The organism is Pleionea litopenaei, assembly GCF_031198435.1.
Classification (GTDB): Bacteria; Pseudomonadota; Gammaproteobacteria; order Enterobacterales; family Kangiellaceae; genus Pleionea; species Pleionea litopenaei.
Genome location: NZ_CP133548.1, coordinates 1,815,877 through 1,834,970 on the forward strand (window position 1 = coordinate 1,815,877; position 19,094 = coordinate 1,834,970).

The 19,094-nt window shown below is 43.2% G+C and carries 16 protein-coding genes; 6 read left to right on the forward strand and 10 right to left on the reverse strand.

The features are described 5' to 3' along the window. Positions 1–18: 18 nt before the first annotated feature. On the reverse strand, positions 19–1,008 hold the full coding sequence (locus tag Q9312_RS08200) for an HpcH/HpaI aldolase/citrate lyase family protein (protein WP_309204105.1): 990 nt from the start codon (positions 1,006–1,008) through the stop codon (positions 19–21). A gap of 314 nt (positions 1,009–1,322) precedes the next feature. On the opposite strand from Q9312_RS08200, the gene Q9312_RS08205 reads away from it, so the two are divergent. The 4 genes from Q9312_RS08205 to Q9312_RS08220 are packed head-to-tail and all read left to right on the forward strand — an operon-like array spanning position 1,323 to position 6,104. Then, positions 1,323–2,444: an HpcH/HpaI aldolase/citrate lyase family protein gene (locus Q9312_RS08205; protein WP_309204106.1), complete on the forward strand. Its 1,122-nt coding sequence runs from the start codon at positions 1,323–1,325 to the stop codon at positions 2,442–2,444. Positions 2,445–2,455: 11 nt separating this feature from the next. Next, positions 2,456–4,096 (forward strand): acetate--CoA ligase, encoded by a 1,641-nt coding sequence (locus Q9312_RS08210; protein WP_309204107.1) that lies wholly within the window; start codon positions 2,456–2,458, stop codon positions 4,094–4,096. Then, entirely contained in the window at positions 4,093–5,004 is a 912-nt protein-coding gene (locus Q9312_RS08215; protein WP_309204108.1) for an HpcH/HpaI aldolase/citrate lyase family protein, read from the forward strand. The genes Q9312_RS08210 and Q9312_RS08215 overlap by 4 nt, the downstream gene beginning before the upstream one ends. Before the next feature lie 2 nt (positions 5,005–5,006). Next, complete coding sequence (locus Q9312_RS08220; protein WP_309204109.1) at positions 5,007–6,104, forward strand: MaoC family dehydratase; 1,098 nt, start codon at positions 5,007–5,009, stop codon at positions 6,102–6,104. Here Q9312_RS08220 and Q9312_RS08225 read toward each other — a convergent pair whose 3' ends face one another. The 3 genes from Q9312_RS08225 to Q9312_RS08235 all read right to left on the reverse strand — a co-directional run bounded on the left by Q9312_RS08225 (position 6,105) and on the right by Q9312_RS08235 (position 10,879). Then, on the reverse strand, positions 6,105–9,548 hold the full coding sequence (locus Q9312_RS08225) for a diguanylate cyclase (protein ID WP_309204110.1): 3,444 nt from the start codon (positions 9,546–9,548) through the stop codon (positions 6,105–6,107). A gap of 49 nt (positions 9,549–9,597) precedes the next feature. Then, positions 9,598–10,554: a 1-aminocyclopropane-1-carboxylate deaminase/D-cysteine desulfhydrase gene (locus tag Q9312_RS08230; protein ID WP_309204111.1), complete on the reverse strand. Its 957-nt coding sequence runs from the start codon at positions 10,552–10,554 to the stop codon at positions 9,598–9,600. Between the two features lie 115 nt (positions 10,555–10,669). Continuing rightward, a complete protein-coding gene (locus Q9312_RS08235; RefSeq protein WP_309204112.1) occupies positions 10,670–10,879 on the reverse strand; it encodes a hypothetical protein in 210 nt (69 codons plus the stop codon). 189 nt (positions 10,880–11,068) lie between these two features. On the opposite strand from Q9312_RS08235, the gene Q9312_RS08240 reads away from it, so the two are divergent. Next, the gene (locus tag Q9312_RS08240; RefSeq protein ID WP_309204113.1) at positions 11,069–11,686 is read left to right on the forward strand and encodes an alpha/beta family hydrolase; all 618 of its coding nucleotides are present in this window, start codon (positions 11,069–11,071) and stop codon (positions 11,684–11,686) included. 474 nt (positions 11,687–12,160) lie between these two features. After that, entirely contained in the window at positions 12,161–12,478 is a 318-nt protein-coding gene (locus tag Q9312_RS08245) for a hypothetical protein (protein ID WP_309204114.1), read from the forward strand. An 80-nt stretch (positions 12,479–12,558) separates the two neighbouring features. Here the strand turns inward: Q9312_RS08245 and Q9312_RS08250 are convergent, their stop codons facing one another. The 6 genes from Q9312_RS08250 to pstA form a co-directional block, all read right to left on the reverse strand. Continuing rightward, positions 12,559–13,521 (reverse strand): PstS family phosphate ABC transporter substrate-binding protein, encoded by a 963-nt coding sequence (locus Q9312_RS08250; protein ID WP_309204492.1) that lies wholly within the window; start codon positions 13,519–13,521, stop codon positions 12,559–12,561. A gap of 181 nt (positions 13,522–13,702) precedes the next feature. After that, positions 13,703–14,989, reverse strand: a complete 1,287-nt coding sequence (phoR, locus tag Q9312_RS08255) for a phosphate regulon sensor histidine kinase PhoR (RefSeq protein ID WP_309204115.1) — start codon at positions 14,987–14,989, stop codon at positions 13,703–13,705. A gap of 30 nt (positions 14,990–15,019) precedes the next feature. Continuing rightward, positions 15,020–15,715 carry a phosphate regulon transcriptional regulator PhoB gene (phoB, locus tag Q9312_RS08260; RefSeq protein WP_309204116.1) on the reverse strand — a complete coding sequence of 232 codons (696 nt, stop codon included), beginning with the start codon at positions 15,713–15,715 and terminating at the stop codon, positions 15,020–15,022. A 45-nt stretch (positions 15,716–15,760) separates the two neighbouring features. Next, positions 15,761–16,492, reverse strand: coding sequence for a phosphate signaling complex protein PhoU (gene phoU / locus Q9312_RS08265; protein WP_309204117.1), 732 nt, complete (start codon positions 16,490–16,492; stop codon positions 15,761–15,763). Between the two features lie 106 nt (positions 16,493–16,598). Continuing rightward, positions 16,599–17,417 (reverse strand): phosphate ABC transporter ATP-binding protein PstB, encoded by an 819-nt coding sequence (gene pstB / locus Q9312_RS08270; RefSeq protein ID WP_309204493.1) that lies wholly within the window; start codon positions 17,415–17,417, stop codon positions 16,599–16,601. Positions 17,418–17,464: 47 nt separating this feature from the next. Continuing rightward, entirely contained in the window at positions 17,465–19,090 is a 1,626-nt protein-coding gene (gene pstA, locus Q9312_RS08275; protein WP_309204118.1) for a phosphate ABC transporter permease PstA, read from the reverse strand. Positions 19,091–19,094: the final 4 nt, after the last annotated feature.

A 19,094-nucleotide genomic window follows, 5' to 3' on the forward strand; every position in this document is an offset into this window, starting at 1 on the left:
CTTGATTCTTACACTCGTTTAAAAAAATCGCGCGGTCACTTCATCCGATAAACTTTCGCCTGAAACATGAGCTCTCTGTAACAGCTCCCAGTAGTATCGATACGTTGCACGATCGTGTAACTCACCTTTGTACTGAATTGGTCCCCATTCCGCGTCTTGCGCTGCCGATAAAATACCAATGGCATCTTCAATTTCCGAATAATCGGGTTTCATGGCATCGATAATCGCACTGATTTGTGTTGGGTAAATACTCCACATACGCAAGAATCCAAATTCGCTTCGAGCACGTTCGGCGTCTTTGAATGTTTGATAGGGGTTTTTTAAGTCGAGCGTAACATTGTGCGCAGGTACAACGCCGTTGGCGAGAGCTGCAGCAACCATTTCCGTTTTCGCTCGCGCTAACATTGGGTGATCAAACTGACCTGGTGAACGCATTGCCGAGGCAGGAATCGCGCCGTGATGGCCTGATACAAAATCCATCATGCCAAAATCTAACACTTGGATCCAAGGTAACTTGGCTATTTTCCAGACATCATGGAGCGCGCCATGAGTTTCGATCAACACATGAATTGGAATTTCACGCGTAATACCACATTCTTGCGCTTTGGTTTGAATGTAATGAACCATTTCAGCGATTTGCGCGGCTTCGGTCGATTTAGGCAAGGTGATGTAAGCTACACGTTCACCAATTTTTGGGACCAAAATATCAACGTCTTGACGCCAATCGGGGTGCGAATAATCATGAATACGCACACCTGCCATATTGTGCTTGTTGGCATCAGAACTCAGTACTCTGGCAACCATCTCGGCATGCTCGACTTCTTTGCCTGACGCTGCACCATCTTCGCAGTCGCAGGTGATGTCGAAAACCGGTCCTATCTTGTCTTGCATTTCTAGCGCTTTAAGAATCAGTTTCTCACTACCAGCGAAATGCTCGCAGCTAGGGATCACCGGAAAGGGTTTTTCGCCCTCAAATAACGCCTCATTCGGGTGCACTTTCTGGCTCATGGCCATCCTCCTGTAACTTTATGTTTTGCATAGCAAAATGGTCCTATCTTAGTGACTATCTTATTTTACAATGCCGTGGTTAATCGCTTCTTCGTCTAATTTTTGCACCGCAATAAACCAATTACAACCATACTAAAGTCGGTTTTTAGAAGCAATAAAAAATTCAAACAAGTGATTGAAATGCGTGTTTAACTATGCTTTAGTATTATTGCACTGCAATATATAACCATAATAATAGTATTGACCGTTGAAATAAGGCATAAAGTCTATTCAACTGTCCCTTAATAACACAGTAGATACGATAGGACCGGATCATGAACTATGAGTACGCTTTTCTCGACAATGTCGATGAGCAGCTGGTGCTGGGTGGATTTTGGCCAGGAATACAGCTTTATTATCCCCCGGTAAAATACAACCCCGCTCAGGGCGAGTATGAAACCATGGAACAGGCAGCAGAGCGTATGCGAAGACATGCCCACCACTGCCCTGCACACACTTTGCTATTCGATTTAGAAGACGGCTGTCGGCAAAAAGAAATGAGTCGAGAGTTACTAAAGCAAGAACTACCGAAATTTCCCGAAAGAAACTTCCAGATCGCCCTTCGTATCAATCCTTTTAGAACACCTGAGTACGAAAAAGATCTCGAATTAATTAAAACGGTGAAAGAGCATATCGATGTCATCATTCTCGCCAAAGCCGGTGAAGTGTACGGCGCGGCGGAGATTCGAGACTTGTCAGCTTGGCTGGTTGGTGTGAATGACAAAATCGAAATTCAACCCATCATCGAACATCCACGATCGTTGAAGCTCGCTCCCGACCTTATGCAGTACTCGTCAGTAACTCATGTGGTTTTCGGAATTCATGACTTCTCAAAAGCCATGGCCATCCACTTGACCCCTGAAGGCTGGATTGATGAACTGCGTACTTATTTACGTAACTTATTACTCGAAGCTCGAATTGCTGGAAAAGGCGTTATTGGTGGTGTCGAAGTTCTTATCAACGATACACCCATGCCAGAAACTTATATTGAGCCGCACGATGTGCGACGTTGGCTAGACTTGCATGGCGACCACAACTCACACGTGGTGCATCGTCATGCGGTGGAAGAAGCTCAAATGGGCTTGACCGGAAAACAAGTCATTCACCCTTACCATATTCACTTATGTAAAGTGGCGTTTACCCCCAGCCCATTGCAAATAGAGCGCAATGTCAGCGTATTGCAAGCGGCCATTGATGCAGACGCCCTACTCGGTGGAGCCATTCGTTTTGAAGGCGAAATGCTCGATCCGCCGATGTTTGGTAAGGCCTTGCAAACGCTGTTACGTGCCTACGCTTTAAAATCGCTCAGCAGTGAACATAAAGCCTTTGCAATGGACGTGCTGAAACGTCTGCCAGTTCATGTGATACGTGAAAACTGGCCGTACGGAAAAATCTAGAGGGGGCAATCATGTTACTCAATCAATACTTGTCGACTCAGGGCGATCAGCCTGAATGGCAGATCCCGCAAGGATTCAATATTGGCGTGGCCTGTGTTGACCAACAAGTTAAAGCGGGTCTCGGCGATAAAACGGCCTTCATTTTAGAAGACGCCGCTCGCGGTACTCATTCTCTTACGTATCAAGGTTTGTATGAGCAAACATCAGCTTTTGCGAACCTTTTAGCTAACTTGAAGTTTAGTCTTGGTGAGCGAATTTTAATTCGTCTTCCGAACTCTTTAGAATACCCCACCGCATTTTTCGGCACTCTGAAATATGGCGCTGTGGCGGTTCCGACTTCAACGCTGCTTGCCGCCGATGAAGTGGCTTACCTTGCTAATGATTCTGGGGCAAGAGCACTTGTTACTCACAAATCTATGTGGCCAGAACTATCTGAAGCACTTGCTGACTGTGCTGGCCTCAAACAAGTTTTCCTAACCGGCGAAGGCCCTATTCATGATCAACCTTCAATTGCAGGCATCCAACTCATTGACCTAGATTTAGAATTGAAATGTCAAAGAACTGAATTTGTCGCGAGAGAAACCGCCGCTGAAGATCCGGCTTATCTGGTTTATACCTCGGGTACCACCGGTTATCCAAAAGGTGTGTTGCACGCACACAGAGCGATGATTGGTCGACTGCCTGCGTCGCAACATTGGTTCGATTTTTCTGGAGATGATCGCATATTGCACTCTGGAAAATTCAACTGGACCTACGTGCTCGGTTCCGCCTTAATGGATCCATTGTTCCAAGGTAAAACGGTCGTAGTTTACGAAGGTCCGAATGATGCGACAACATGGCCAAAATTGATAAAAAAACATCAATGCACCATCTTCATTGGTGTACCGACCATTTTCCGACAAATCATTCAAAAAACGAACTTAGCTAAAACTGACGTGCCTTCACTACGTCATTGCATGAGCGCAGGTGAACATTTGTCTGATGAAATGCTGCTTTCTTGGCGAGAGCGCTTTGGTCAAGATGTGTATGAAGCGATCGGCATGTCGGAACTCTCGTACTACATTTCTCAAAACAAAAGTAATCCAATCAAACCAGGCGCTGCTGGATTCCCACAACCCGGTCATGATGTGCAGCTACTGGATGAAAATTTTCAGCCGGTTGAACCTGGTGAAGAAGGTATGATTTGTATTCCATTGAGTGATCCTGGTCTCTTTCTTCAATATTGGAAACTTCCTGAAGAAACTGCCAAAGCAAGACAACAAGGCTACTTCTTAACCGGCGATTACGCTCGCATGGATGAGCAAGGCTACATTTGGTTTATTGGACGCAAAGACGATATCATTAACACCTTTGGTTATCGAGTTTCACCTCACGAAGTTGAGCGTGTTGTCAAAACACACCCAGCTGTCGCAGACTGTGTTGCTTTAGGAGAAACCATTGCTAAAGATAAAACGCTCGTCTCAATATGCGTCATCTTACATTCGGGTGAAACCGTTTCTGCGGATGATTTAATCGCTTTCGGAGCAGAACATCTCGCACAATACAAAGCACCCAAACTTGTCCACTTTATGCCAGACTTTCCGCGAACGAAAAACGGAAAAGTTTTACGTAAAGAACTGGTCAAACAATTAAATTTGGAGCAGGCCTCATGAGCACTCATCCATTATTGCCATCGAATTATCGTCCGCGTCGTACCATGTTGTACGTACCCGCTCACATTCATCGTCATATTGAAAAATCACAAGGTTTAGACGCTGACTCTATCATTTTCGATCAACAAGAGTCGGTTCCACCTCAGCAAAAAGAACAAGCTCGAGAGAACCTTCAAACGATGATTCAAGGTGTCGACTTTGGCCATTCAGAAAAAGTCGTTCGAATTAATCCTTTAAATTCTCCATGGGGTTTCGACGATTTAGCTGCGGCATGTCAGTTGGATATTGATGCGGTTATGTTTCCACGTATCGAAAGTGCTGAGCAACTCGAAGAAAATATCTATCACCTTGATCGACTTGGCGGCAAACATTTAAAGGTCATGGCTAACATTGAAAGTCCACTAGGAGTGCTTAATGCGAAAGAGATTGCGGCCAACGATCGACTGGACGTGATTGTCTTGGGCACAACGGATCTTTCCAATGAATTGAAACTAAATCTTACGCCCGACCGCAGCGGTCTACTAACCAGTTTGTCGCTCGTTATTTTGGCTGCCAGAGCCTATAAGAAGTGCGTTATTGATGGTCCTCACTTTGACTTAAAAGATATCGAGGCATGTGAATATTCTTGTCGCCAAGCTCGAGACCTTGGCTTCGATGGAAAAACGGTGATTCATCCGATTCAATTAAATTACACCAACGATGCCTTTACTCCAAAGCGTGACGAAATCAATAAAGCGAAGCGAATTCTTGCTGCGATTGAAGAAGCGAATAAAGCCGATCGCTCAATGGCTGTGTTGGATGATCGATTAATCGAACCGTCTTTATCTGAATGGGCTGAGCGAGTTCTCTCAGTGTATGAGACTGTCCATAAAATAGGACAAAGCGAACTTTGTGGACCGGAGAAATAACTATGAGTGAGCCGTCTCTGCCGCACGCCCACTTGTCGAAAAAAACTTTCCAAGGGAATTTTTTTGAAGACTTTGAGCTTGGCGATCGTCTGATTCATCCTACTCCAAGAACGATCACTGCTGGTGATGTCAGTTTATACACCGCGTTGACGGGCAGTCGATTCGCTATTTACTGCGCTGAAACGGTTGCTCAACAGTGCGGGTTTGAACAGGCTCCCATCGACAACTTTTTAGTTTTCCATATCGCTTTTGGAAAAACCGTTCCTGATATTTCTTTAAATGCCGTCGCGAATCTTGGGTACGCTGAATGTCAATTTTTAACCCCCTGTTTTGTTGGTGATACCTTATCAGTGGAGTCGACAGTTATCGGTTTAAAAGAAAACAGCAATGGCAAAACAGGCATTGTTTATGTTCACTCGGTGGCTAAGAATCAACATGATAAAGTCGTAGTAAGCTGGAAGCGCTGGGTGATGGTGCATAAAAAAGTGCCTAGCTCTCCAACCGGAGTTGACTCACTTCCTGATTTAGCTCGTACTGTGGCTATCACTGGCGAACATATCCCTTCAGGATTAGATTTCAGTCACTTTAATCCGCAATGGACTTCTTCTCCTTACCTATTAAATGACTACCAGAGTGGCGAATGGATCAATCATGTTGATGGAATGACCATCAATCCCTCCGATCACTCACTGGCAACCCGACTGTATCAAAACAATGCCAAAGTTCACTTTGATGCATTTGCGATGCAGCAAGAGCGACATAAACAACCCTTAGTTTATGGCGGTCATGTTATGTCGATTTGTCGAGCGTTAGCCCATAATGGTTTAGCCAATGGATTATGGCTCGCAGCGATCAATGGAGGCAGCCACACCGCTCCTAGTTTTGCAGGCGACACATTGTACAGTGTGAGTCAGATTATTGATCTCGGGAACATCGAGCAACGCAACGACATTGGATGGCTGAGAGTGAAAACCTACGGCTTAAAAAATGTGACTGCTGAACAAATAAGTCAATTTATTGAAGAGCCGAAATCGTTAATCGACTCTCAAGTACTTGAACTCGATTATACTTTGCTAGTTCCGGCCAAGTCTGATCATTGATCAGACTTGCTCTTTACTTTGCCATTTCAATTTAGCGAAGTCGAGTGAAGAATAAATATCAAGCAAACCATTTTTAATTAACAGCTCAGGTTCATTCATCACTTCTGAAATAGTGACTTCTTTTTCTGAATAATGCCCCACTAAGCCAACACTGCAATCGCGACCACTCGATTTAGCCGTGTATAGGCAAAGGTCAGCAATTTGTATCACTTGCTCAGGAAGCAACTGCGATGGATAAAAGCTCGAAAATGGATAAGGCGCATACCCAACCGAACAGGTAATGATAATATTGCTATCTTGGTTCACTCGAAACTTATGACTTCGAAACGAATCCAACAACCTTTGAGCGATATAATCTCCTTCGCTGCGTGATGTATCACGCATCAATAAAAGAAACTCTTCTCCGCCGTAACGAATAACCAAGTCCCCTTCGCGGCTTATCTTAGTGAGAATTTGGCTTATTTCTATCAGAAGTTTGTCACCAACTGCATGGCCATACTGATCATTGATATCTTTAAAGTGATCTATATCGATTAAGAAAATAAGTAAGTCGTGATTTTGAACTTCTTTTAGATTTTCGAAGTTTGAATCTAGGCTAATGTAGGCTCGGTTAACATCGCCAATGTCGCGCTCTAAGAATTGATACAACATTCGGCGATTGCCTAAGCCAGTTAAGGCGTCTGTCATACTGACTTTTTCTAACTTTTCATTAGCATTTTGCAATTCAGAGTTAAGTTGCTCGAGTTGTTCGTTCTTAGATTTTAGCTCTTGGGTGCGATGCTCAACCATATAATGCAAACGCTGAAGCATTTCACTGTTACGTCGACGGTAACGATTAAATAACTCTATGCTCCCCAATAAAACACTAATGAAAAGCAACACATATCCGACATAAGCCCATCCAGAGGCATACCAAGGAGGAAGTAACTGAATATCGACGGTTGTTGCCACAGTACTCCAAATGCCGTTCGTCGATTTAACTTGCAGTTCTAAACGATAGTCGCCGGGACTTAAATTAGAGTAACTGATATTACGATTACTGCTTTCAACATACTGCCATTGATCTTCAAACCCTAGCAGCCTAAAACGAAACTCATTTAGAGCCAGCTCTCGATACTCATTCGTCGCAAAAGAAAATTGCAGCTTTTGAAAATTATTCCCCACTTCAACCAGAGTTGGCTTGAAGTAAAAGCCTCTCACTTCGGCATCGGCTTGTTTATCGTGAATACTAATTCCGTTGACTAAGATATCGTCAATTAAGGCTTCATAACTTGGTTGATTATCATTCAGTTTTTTAGGCGACAGATGAACGATACCTTTGACCGTACCAAATAACAAAGAACCTAATTTTGACCTAAAGTATGCGCCAGAATTAAACTCGTCATGTGGTAAGCCATGCACTTTAAAATAAGAAGCAACGTTGAAAGTATCACGATCAAAACGAGCGATACCGCGGTTGGTCGACATCCATAAATGATTCTGTTCATCTGGCAAAATGGAATAGATAACATCGTTGGGTAACCCACTGCTCACATCAAAGTAATCAAATATTTTAGTGGTTAAATTTAGACGCCCTAACCCTTGGCCATAAGTTCCTAACCACAATTCACGATCATTATCTTTCAAAAGACTCCATACCGAGTTTCCAGGCGCTCGAAGACGGGCCCGTTTTTCGGCATGAAAATGTTCGGTAATCACCATTCGATTCAAGTCGATAACAAACATTCCGGCATTATCCGTTGCAACCCATAGTTGATTAGGATTGTCGCTGGTTAACAAGGACACTTTATCGTAAATACCATTGCCCAGTAATGGAACATGATAGAATCGATTTTCATGGAAAGAATAATAGAACAATCCTCTATCGTAGGTGCCTATCCAAAGACGTTTAGCCTTATCTTCAAGCACACTGCGAATACGACTACCCACGACTAAAGATTGAGAAACCGTTTGATTGGGATCGCCTTCAACGTCTGATTGAACTTGACTTCTATTCGCTAACATTGCGACTTTATTGCTGATATTACTATCGGCCTTTAAGCTATCAACCACAGCGGGTGTCGTGGCATCTGTTAATACCTGATACCCACTTGAAGGATCGAAATAACCCAAGCCATTTTCAGTTCCGACGAGCATTCTGCCGTCTGATAATTGATAAAATGTTCTGATGCTATCAGACGGTAAGTTTACGTCGGCATCTCGATCAAATTGCTGAAAGGTACCGGCTAAACTATCGGCAACAAGAATTCCGTCACTGTCAGTGCCAATCCACCAGTTATCTTTTTCGTCTTGAAAAATACTTCGAATACTAGGTACCTCAACTGACTTATCGGCGAGCTTAAATTCAGTGATCCGATTGATCCCTGGCATTGGAAATTTAAGCTTAATAACGCCACTTAGCCAACTACCTAGCCAGACCACGCCATCTTTTGACTGAAAAATAGAAACGATATGGTTGTCGGGTATTTGATAGTCGTTACTGTTGCGATGTAAGTGAAGTAATTTATTAGTTGTCGTGCTTAAAACAAACATCCCCTTGGTCTCAGTAGAAACCCAAATGTCCCCTTTATCCGTTATATAAACCCGGCTATTTTTCTCGGGTAAAAGCTCTCGATTGAGTTTATGCAAAAGCGGCATATCTTTTAACCGCCAGGTTAAATCTTCTAATTGATATTTAGCGACACCATGCTCAAGTAAGACCCATAAAAATTCATCTGACTCAAAAAGAATGTCTTTAACATTCACTTCTCCGAGATTTTCAAGCGGCAATGAGACCAATTGCCCAAAATCGTACAGCAACATCCCTTTATTCGTAGCTAGGTAAAGCATATTGCGATGCTTTACAACTCGGTTGATTCGATGATTAGGGAAACCTTCATTTGACAACCAGTAGGTTCCAACGACATCCACCTCAGTCACGGAATTGGGTCGAATTGAAAATAAACCTTTCTCGGTCACCAACCAAACTAGCCCGGTCTTTGCATCGCTTTCACAATCAACTACCTGTGTGCCAGCGGTGGCATTAAACAGTTCACTTAAATAGTGTTCCGTTGAGTCTTCAGTTAACACTGAGTAAATAAGAAAGCCACCATCGAAGGATGGCGCAATTAAGAAATCATTTAGGTGGCAGACATCTGAAAAGCTAAAAAGGTTGCGGTCTTGATCCGTTCCTGTATGAATGCGTCGATGAGTGACACCGTTGTATTGTGATACTCCGTCATCGGTTGCAAAATACATGAGTCCATGACGGTCTTGAGTAATTCCTCGAACCGTCGATTGCGGCAACCCTGTTTCTACACCGATAATTTCTTTTTGAAAGTTAAACTCATAGGCGTGAGCGGCTGTAGCGCTCAATAATACAAACAGAACGACGTAAGTATGCAGACAAAATTGATGAACAGTGATCGCGACTCGCATGGAAACCTTTTTAATAGACTTCTTCAATTGTTGTGTTGTTTCCGGTTATGCTAAAAGTGTATGCCAGCGCAACCGATTAATCCAATAACTGCGTCGAATTTCCTTGCAATCCTCCGGTATGCCAATAGATTATCCGACTTCCTTTTGCAATCAACTCTTCACACAGCCAAAAATGCAATCCTCGCAGGGCTTTGACACTGTAGACTGGTTCAAGCGGGCAACCGAGTAGTGTTTCGAATTGCCGCTGATCGTCGATTAATTTTTGGTCAATTTTTCCAAAGCCTCGCCCACAAAAGCGATGATCTAAGTGTAAATTAACCGGAAGATGTCTATTTAACCTTTGTGCCCAATGTTGCAGTTGTTCGTCTAATTGATGGGCGCCCTTCAACGCTACTATTCCAATGACTTTAGTCGACCATCCTCGCGACGCACAACCTAACGCTAAGCCTAAAGCCGTCGCTCCGGTACCCACAGGAACAAAGATATAGTTAGGCTCCCAATCGAGCTCAAAAATAGCGGCCTCTATGCCTAGAACCGCATCTAAATTGCTTCCCCCTTCGGGTAGCCAAATCCAATCACGATATTTACCATCTAAAACGGGAGCTCGCTCCCGAAGATTGCTGAAATGCTCCTTGTCGATAAACTCAAGGTCCACCTGCCATTGTGTTAAGTCACTCAAGGTACGATGAAGTACTTTGGGTCGATGCCCGCGTATGTAGACCTTTAAAGGAATTCCTTGCTCGAAACAGAAATAACCAAGGGCATGCAGAAAGTTAGAACGATTCCCGCCCATGGTCACGACACCTTGCGGCGGCACTTGTTCAGCGCGATCCATGAAATGAATCAGCTTTCGCGCCTTGTTTCCGGAAATAACTGGGTGAATACAATCATCTCTTTTGATCAATAGCTGCACATCGAGCGAACGAAAGCGCTGACTCCACCTCTGTTCTTCGGAGACGTCGCGATCGCTCCGATGCGTCTCAGTCGGAACAACCGGTAAAAGCCCAGAGGGTAAATTAAGTTTTATGGGCACCGAATTACCATTCGAGGTACAAGCAAAGGGAGGTGATCATAATTTGAAAGGGACATTTTTTAGAGCAGACAAAGCCGCCTCAGCGACAGCCGATGGTTGCAAAAAAACGGTGTCGCTACGAGTTAGCGACTTGGGACATAATCAGCCAAGACGTATTGCGCTTGCGACGATCACGACCAATTCTGCGGTCTAAACCGAAATCGCTTAATAAGTGCTCCAGCCGACGATTATTGTTAGTCCGGCGACGATCGATACGACGCTCCGGGCCAACATAGCAACGTTCGCCATTCATATCTGTGAAAAACGCATTTGGCGTCTTACTCATTGCACATTCCCTCTGTGAAACAACAAACCAGACTGGTAGTGAGAAACCTCTCTGTTTCGATACTACTTACCACTCTAGTCTTTCCATTGTAAACTGCACCTGCCAAAAGTCCCTAAATTTCCGCGATATTCGGTCTAAAACTGCGGATAACAGGATAGAAATTCATTTTTTATTGCCTTAAGAGATATTATGTCACCCTTTGATTCCCCCAATCTAGGTAAAAAAGTCACATTATTGCTCGCACATGGTGCGGGGGCCGGAGCCCATTCAGACTTTATGCAAGGCGTTCGTGAGCGACTTATCGACACACCTATCGATCCGATTCGCTTCAACTTTCCTTATATGCAGCAGATGGTGGAAGAGCAACGTCGGCGACCTCCGACGGCTTTGCCCACCTTGATCAGCAGTTACCAAGAAATCATCGAGTCAATCGGCACTCAGATACAGCGACCTCTTTGGATTGGCGGAAAGTCTATGGGAGGACGTGTCGCGACTCATCTTATTGACCACCCTAAAATCGCTGGTGTGATTGCTCTTGGCTATCCCTTTCATCCTCCTGGAAAGCCTGACAAGTTACGAACCGATCATCTCTGTAACCTTAAGAAACCTTTGCATATTCTCCAAGGAGAGCGCGACACTTTTGGCACACAAATCGAAGTTAATCGCTATCGACTTGAACGTTCAATCCATTTGCATTGGATAAAAGACGGTGATCACAGCTTCAAACCAAGAAAATCTTCCGGCGTCTCTCTAGAGCAAAACCTCGACGAAGCCGCTAAAATGATCACGTCAATCATTCTTTCTTGATCTTTTTTCTTGATTCTAGAATGTTTAGTGGCTCGGCCCATTAATGGTTCTCTCCTCGAAGAGGATCGCGAGTTTCTAACATCTTGCTAGCAGCCCTTTTTGGTGCGTTTGAATATCCACTTATTGTCAAATGCATCAATTAGAAGCAATTCAACACTCTAAATACAAGTAGCCACCTTGTTTAATGGCGTATAAGTCAGGCTCAATTTTTGCTTATAACTATTATTAATAGTCTCTTATTAATGGCTCTTGTTAAAAACTTTTATTAAAGACACTTGTTAATTATTCTTGTAAATGACTGATCGTTTAGATTGTTTATAGAATTATTTATAACTCTGTTTATTAAGGAGGAATCTAGTATCAACCTAATGCGATGAGTAAGTTGAGCTATTAAGGCGCTCAATATCTATCGATTCCGTTTACTCATAACTTTCAAATCAGCGATAACATTGAAAATAGCACTGAGGAATTACAATGAATAAGACAACTTGCGGGATCGAAGAACAAGCTAAAGACGATAATGTCGATGGAACTTTAATAAAAGCGTTTGAGCGTAGTTTTGATGTTACAGCAAATGTAAAAGAAGATAATCCTAAGGCCCTTAATTCAGACTCCCTTTTCGCAAATACAAAACACCTTACTTGGCTTGCATATCAATATCACTTAAGCCTAGAACATTACGCCGGTATTGTGCTTGAGCAAACTATTCGCAGCAATGAGGGCACTTTCAAGAGTTTCAATGTAACCGCCGATAAATTCGAACAACAATATAAGAATCTTTGGCGAAAATAAAAAAAGCCCTCTTAATAAAGTGGGCTTTAAGCATCCGTGTAAACTTAAATCCTAATCAACCAGAAAACTATTCCAAAAATCTAATCAAGCATTTTTAAAACTTTCTCAGCTGTTGCTGCAGGAAGAGGAACGTATCCATCTTTAACAACCACTTCTTGACCTTTCTTAGAAAGAACCATTTTCAAGAACTCACGCTCAAGTGGAGACAAAGGCTTGTTAGGGTTCTTGTTGATGTAGATGTACAAGTAACGGCTTAATGGGAAAGTTCCATTTAGTACGTTCTCTGGTGTTGCAGCAACAAACTCGTCACCTTCTTTTTTCGCTAAAGGAACTAAACGAACACCTGAAGTCACGTAACCGATACCTGAATAACCGATTGCGTTTTTAGATTGGCTGATGGCCTGAACAACAGCAGCAGAACCCGGTTGCTCGTTTACGCTGTTTTTAAAGTCACCTTTACACAAAGCTTTGCTTTTGAAGTAACCATAAGTTCCAGACACTGAGTTACGACCGAACAATTGAATATCACCTAAACCATCTACGCCAACGCCATTCCAGCTAGAAATGTCGCCATCCGCTTTACATTTGCGAGTTGAAGAGAAAATCGCATCAACTTGTGGGATGGTTAACCCTTTGATTGGGTTGTCTTTGTTCACGTAAACCGCTAATGCATCGATAGCTACAGGAATAGCAACTGGCTTGTAACCATGCTTCTCTTCAAACGCAGCCATTTCTTTCGATTTCATTTTACGACTCATAGGACCTAAGTTTGCCGTGCCTTGAGTTAACGCAGGTGGTGCAGTTGAAGAACCCGCCGCTTGAATTTGAATGTTCACGTTTGGATACAAACGCTTGAACTCTTCTTGCCACAAGGTCATTAAGTTCGCCAAAGTGTCAGAACCTACTGACGATAGGTTTCCTGAAACACCGCTGGTCTTTTCATAAGTCGGTAAGTTTTCGTCCACTTTGTTAGCAGCCAGTGGGTTGCTGATAATTGCTGCAGACAAAGTAGCCATTGCAGCGATATGCTTAAGAAGTTTCATCATACTCTCCCAATCTTCACTTATATATTGAAATACCCATAATTTGGATAGTGGACATGGTAGAGGGTAATTATTGCGATTTTATGACAATTGAAAAATTTATATTTTATTATTAGTTATCAATAAGTTAGATAACTATGGCGCGACAGAAAACGCGCCCTAAATGACAATAATGTAGCAGTTATTTGACAGCCTTGAAGTCGCAATAAAAACAGCTGCCGCGCCCTACTTCGCTGGTTATTTGAAGTCTCGTTCCATGACGCTCTAAAATATGCTTCACAATCGCGAGCCCTAAGCCAGTGCCTCCGACCGACCGATCGCGACCATCATCAATACGATAGAATCGTTCGGTTAGACGAGGTAGATGGACGGCATCAATACCTGGCCCATTGTCTTCAACAGCCATTCGGAAACCATCGTCCAACTGGTGCCAAGTTACTTTTATTTGGCCACCCTTTGGAGTGTATCGAACCGCATTGAATATTAAATTTGAAAAGGCACTGTGCAATTCTTTTTCATTGCCTTTAATAATGGCATCGTTATCACTGTCGAAGGTGATTTTATGCTTACCTTCACTGAGTGCTTTAGCTTCTTCAACAATGCGTTTTAAAATCATGCTCGGTGAGACAGAGACTTCACGAACGGGTTCATCACCACTTTCTAGCTTAGAAAGCGTTAACAGATCGTCAACCAACGAACGCATGCGCAGAACTTGTTGTCCCATTTGATCAACTGGCCGGTGGAAAAAAGTCGGTAATTGTTCTTTAGAATCTGAAAATATTTCGACATAACCATTAACGACCGTTAACGGAGTTCGCAATTCGTGCGACACATTCGCGACAAAGTCTTGGCGAATTTTTTCTAACTGATAGAGGCGGGTAATATTGCGAACCATTAATAATCGCTGATTTTTATTGTACTCAGTTAGTCGCAAACTTAGCTTTATATCGTCATCGATTGGAGAGGTAACCTCGACGGGAAGAGTATAATCTCCGTGTTCTAAATAACTGACAAAACGCGGATTACGAATCAAATTGGTAATTCGTTGGCCAATATCCTTACGAACATTCAGCCCTATCAAGTTCTCAGCAGATTTATTAAACCAGATGATCTCAGTCATTTCTCCGAGAACAATCGCGCCGTCAGGCAGAGCCGCCGTCGATGATCGAAACTCACTGAGAATTCGAGTAAGTCGTTTTTTCGATTTTCGATTGCGCTTTTGCAATAAATAGATCGAGTGAAAAATATCACTCCAGATGCCTTCTGAATCGGGAGGATAGAGATCTCGAGACGTCGTTAACCAGCGTTTAAGTCGATAGATTTGTCTCAAGTGCCATGCTAGGTAACTGGCAGTCATTACAAACAGTATTTCGCCGGTGTAGCCAGTAAACAATCCAATGATAATGGCCACAATCGTGACCATAGATACGAACCAGATTTCTACGCCCCAATAGCGAAAACTACTCATACTTCCGTCCTAGGTTGAGCAATCAAGTTCTTAACCTCGATGTGAGAATCGATATCCAGCACCGCGTACTGTTTGAACGTAATTTTCAATTCCAAATGGAGCCAGCGCTTTTCGCAGTCGTCGAATATGAACATCAACCGTTCGCTCTTCTACAATCACTTGATGCCCCCAAACAGAGTCTAATAATTGCCCACGAGTAAACACTCGTTCTTGGTGCTCTAAAAAGAATAATAGTAGCTTATATTCGGTCGGCCCCATTTTAATGGTTTGGCCATCAACCGACACACGATGACCGGCGGTATCCATTTTAAGACGGCCAGACTCGATTAATCGCTCTTGGGTCACATTAGGATCAGCACGACGAAGCACCGCTCGAATGCGCGCCATCAGTTCTCGTGGCGAAAAGGGCTTAACGACATAGTCATCAGCACCAGCATCTAGTCCTTTTATTCGATCATCTTCTTCACCGCGCGCCGTTAGCATGATCACCGGAACTTCTTTGAACAAAGTATTCTTTTTGACCTTGCGGGTCATTTCAATGCCCGAAGCACCAGGTAGCATCCAGTCGACTAGCAAAAGGTCAGGAATGGTTTCTTCTTGCAACAACGACAGCGCTTTTTCTGCCGTACCTGCTTGTAATGTTGAGTAGCCCGCTTGTTCTAGCGAGAATACTAACATTTCTCGAATATCTCTTTCGTCTTCGACGACCATGATTGTTGCGCTCATAACCTAACCCTTTGCTTTATGTCCTAATTCGACGCGGCAGGAAAATTATTTTTTTTGTGCGAGCTGTTTCATCTCTTCTAAGCTCACATGTCGCACATCTTTTCCTTCCACTAAATAAATCACATACTCGCAAATGTTACGAGCGTGATCACCAATACGTTCCAGTGCTCGGGCAGACCACATTACGTCTAGCGCAGAAGAAATACTACGAGGGTCCTCCATCATATAAGTAATTAATTGACGAGTAATCGCATTGTATTCCTTATCTGCTGTTTTCTCCTTATGAGCCACTTTCAATGCGGCATCAACATCCAAACGTGCAAATGCGTCTAGCGCTTCATTCAACATGTTTCTCACATGGTTGCCAAGATGAACCACTGCTCCAAACTGCTTTTTCGACGGCATAAAATTATCCATGTCTAAAGCAATATGGTTAGCCATGCGTGCAATCTTTTCTGCTTCATCACCAATTCGCTCTAAATCAGTAATGGTTTTGATAATTGCTACCACCAGACGTAAATCACCGGCTGCTGGTTGACGCTTTGCTAAAATACGTGTGCATTCTTCGTCAATGCTTACTTCGTAAGCGTTAACTTTTTCATCACGCTCAATGATTTCTTTTGACAGCTCAGGGTCGAGATTCTCTAAAGCTTCCATCGCTCTTTCGATTTGCTCTTCGACCATTCCGCCCATGGTTAAAACGCGTTGACGTACATTCTCCAGTTCTTCATTGAACTGTTGCGAGATGTGTTTTGTAAACTGCCCTTTTTCCATCATAGTCATATACCTTTAATATGTTTCACTCGTGTGACACTTTCCCAATTTCTGTAATACTTTGCCAATTTCTGCAATACTTTTCCAAATTCTGAAAAGCTGACGTCAATTAACCGTAACGTCCAGTAATATAATCTTCGGTTTTCTTTTTACTTGGGTTCGTAAAAATAGTATCGGTTTTATCAAACTCAACCATGTCACCCATATACATAAACGCAGTGTAATCGGATACACGAGCTGCTTGTTGCATGTTATGTGTGACAATAACAATGGTGTACTGATCTTTTAGATCATGAATCAATTCTTCGATTTTAAGCGTTGAAATAGGATCTAACGCCGAGGCAGGCTCATCGAGCAATAATACTTCTGGTTGCACGGCAATTGAGCGCGCAATCACTAAACGTTGTTGCTGACCACCAGACATACCCAATGCGTTATCATCGAGACGATCTTTTACTTCATCCCAAAGTGCTGCACCTTTGAGAGCCCACTCAACCACTTCATCTAATACACTTCGTTTATTAATGCCTTGCAAGCGCAAACCATAAGCTACGTTCTCGTAAATAGACTTCGGAAATGGATTTGGCTTCTGGAACACCATACCAACATTTCGTCGCAAATCGGCAACATTGATATCTGGGCCATAAATGTTAGTACCATTTAATTTAATCGCACCTTCAACTCGGGCGATATCGACCAAATCATTCATTCGGTTGAAACAACGTAACAATGTTGATTTACCACAACCACTCGGGCCGATAAACGCAGTTACTTTTTTCTCAGGAATGTGAAGATTAATATCATGTAACGCTTGCTTCTGTGCGTAATACAAGTTCAAGTTTTCAACTTCAAGCGTGATTTTCTCATCTTTCAATGCATCGAGGTTTAAACCGCTATTAGAGGTTTCTCGTGTCAGATCTAGTTTCATTTCAGCTGTCATAATGTTACCCAGTTATATTCACAGTCGATACAAGCTTAGTGCTCGAGTGACTTGTATTTTTCACGAAGACGGTTACGAATTTTAATCGCAGTAATGTTCAATAAAATAATGACCAATACCAATAAGAAGGCTGTCGCAAATACCAATGGACGCGCGGCCTCAACATTCGGGCTTTGAAAACCCACATCATAAATATGGAAACCTAAGTGCATAAACTTACGCTCTAGGTGGATAAACGGCAGGTTGCCATCAACCGGTAGCGTCGGCGCAAGCTTTACAACACCGACCAACATAAGCGGCGCCACTTCTCCGGCGGCACGGGCAATAGCTAGAATTAATCCGGTCATCATTGCAGGGCTCGCCATTGGCAAAACAGTTCGCCATAAGGTTTCAATTTTTGTCGCGCCTAATGCGAGACTGCCTTCTCGAATGGACTTGGGAATTCGTGACAAGCCCTCTTCCGTCGATACAATCACAACAGGCAAGGTTAAAAGCGCGAGGGTTATGGAAGCCCATAACAAACCCGAGGTTCCAAAAGTCGGCGCAGGCTTAGCTTCAGGGTAAAATAAGTCATCGATACTTCCACCTAAAAAGTAGACGAAAAAACCTAAACCAAATACTCCGTATACAATCGATGGCACGCCCGCTAAGTTATTCACCGCAATACGAATCAAGCGCGTTACAAACCCTTGCTTGGCATATTCGTGCAAATAAACGGCTGCAACAACGCCAAACGGAGTGACCATAATAGACATTAATATAACCATCATTACGGTTCCGAAGATAGCTGGAAAAACGCCACCTTCGGTATTGGCTTCTCGTGGTTCATCGAAGATAAACTCTCCGACTTTACTAAAGTAATGACCGACCTTTGCAAAAAATCCCATCGCATTTGGCTGATACGCCATAACAATATTACTGGCTTTTATCGTGAGCGCTTTATCGTCAATCGAAACGACTTGCAAAGAATCACGGTTAGCATCGCGGTAGAGCTCATTCATTTTCGCTTGCTGCACTTCGAACTCAGCTTTCAGCGCTTCTTCTTGCTTGCGAATTTCAGCAATGGCTTCTGGCGTATCTTTATCTTCTAGTTGCAAACGGCGGCGTTCTAAACGCAACTGTTCTAAATCGTAATTGATCGAGCCAATGTCGTCTTTCTCAATATCTTTAATTTCGCTGTAGATATTTGTCGCTCGGTCGATGGCATTTTCCATCATTGAGAAGAATTCAGGATCTTTCTCGGTGTAGGTTTTTCCGTCCAACTCAACCGCAGTAAGAAAACCGTAAAAATTTCCCCACTCTCGACGCTCAATCACTAACACATCATCGCGACTCGATTGACCAACCACGTCTTTCGCTTTCAGCCAACGAAAGTCTAAGCCATACAGGTCTCGGTTACCGGTTTTCAACAAAATTTGCTTAGCAACGGCAGGGTCTTGACCTTTTGGCGTTTCTTCGTCGTAAATTTCACCCATGGCTTGTTGCTTTGTGCCGTCGGCCAATTGTGTCTCGAACACAACGATATCTGCTGGCCAAAAATGACTTAGGCCCTTAACTGCAATGAATAATACTAAACTCACCACCATTACCAATGAAATGGCGATGGCTCCAGCATTAAACCAGACCCAGTGTTCTCCAGATTTAAAAAACTTATCTTTCATCGAT

Excerpts from the sequence above, each read along its gene's own strand:
- phoR (WP_309204115.1), bottom strand. The coding sequence starts at position 14,989 with ATGAGTAGTTTTCGCTATTGGGGCGTAGAAATCTGGTTCGTATCTATG.
- Q9312_RS08205 (WP_309204106.1), top strand. The coding sequence starts at position 1,323 with ATGAACTATGAGTACGCTTTTCTCGACAATGTCGATGAGCAGCTGGTG.
- Q9312_RS08215 (WP_309204108.1), top strand. The coding sequence starts at position 4,093 with ATGAGCACTCATCCATTATTGCCATCGAATTATCGTCCGCGTCGTACC.
- Q9312_RS08220 (WP_309204109.1), top strand. The coding sequence starts at position 5,007 with ATGAGTGAGCCGTCTCTGCCGCACGCCCACTTGTCGAAAAAAACTTTC.
- Q9312_RS08235 (WP_309204112.1), bottom strand. The coding sequence starts at position 10,879 with ATGAGTAAGACGCCAAATGCGTTTTTCACAGATATGAATGGCGAACGT.
- Q9312_RS08210 (WP_309204107.1), top strand. The coding sequence starts at position 2,456 with ATGTTACTCAATCAATACTTGTCGACTCAGGGCGATCAGCCTGAATGG.
- Q9312_RS08200 (WP_309204105.1), bottom strand. The coding sequence starts at position 1,008 with ATGAGCCAGAAAGTGCACCCGAATGAGGCGTTATTTGAGGGCGAAAAA.
- phoU (WP_309204117.1), bottom strand. The coding sequence starts at position 16,492 with ATGATGGAAAAAGGGCAGTTTACAAAACACATCTCGCAACAGTTCAAT.
- Q9312_RS08245 (WP_309204114.1), top strand. The coding sequence starts at position 12,161 with ATGAATAAGACAACTTGCGGGATCGAAGAACAAGCTAAAGACGATAAT.
- Q9312_RS08250 (WP_309204492.1), bottom strand. The coding sequence starts at position 13,521 with ATGAAACTTCTTAAGCATATCGCTGCAATGGCTACTTTGTCTGCAGCA.
- phoB (WP_309204116.1), bottom strand. The coding sequence starts at position 15,715 with ATGAGCGCAACAATCATGGTCGTCGAAGACGAAAGAGATATTCGAGAA.
- Q9312_RS08240 (WP_309204113.1), top strand. The coding sequence starts at position 11,069 with ATGTCACCCTTTGATTCCCCCAATCTAGGTAAAAAAGTCACATTATTG.
- pstA (WP_309204118.1), bottom strand. The coding sequence starts at position 19,090 with ATGAAAGATAAGTTTTTTAAATCTGGAGAACACTGGGTCTGGTTTAAT.
- pstB (WP_309204493.1), bottom strand. The coding sequence starts at position 17,417 with ATGAAACTAGATCTGACACGAGAAACCTCTAATAGCGGTTTAAACCTC.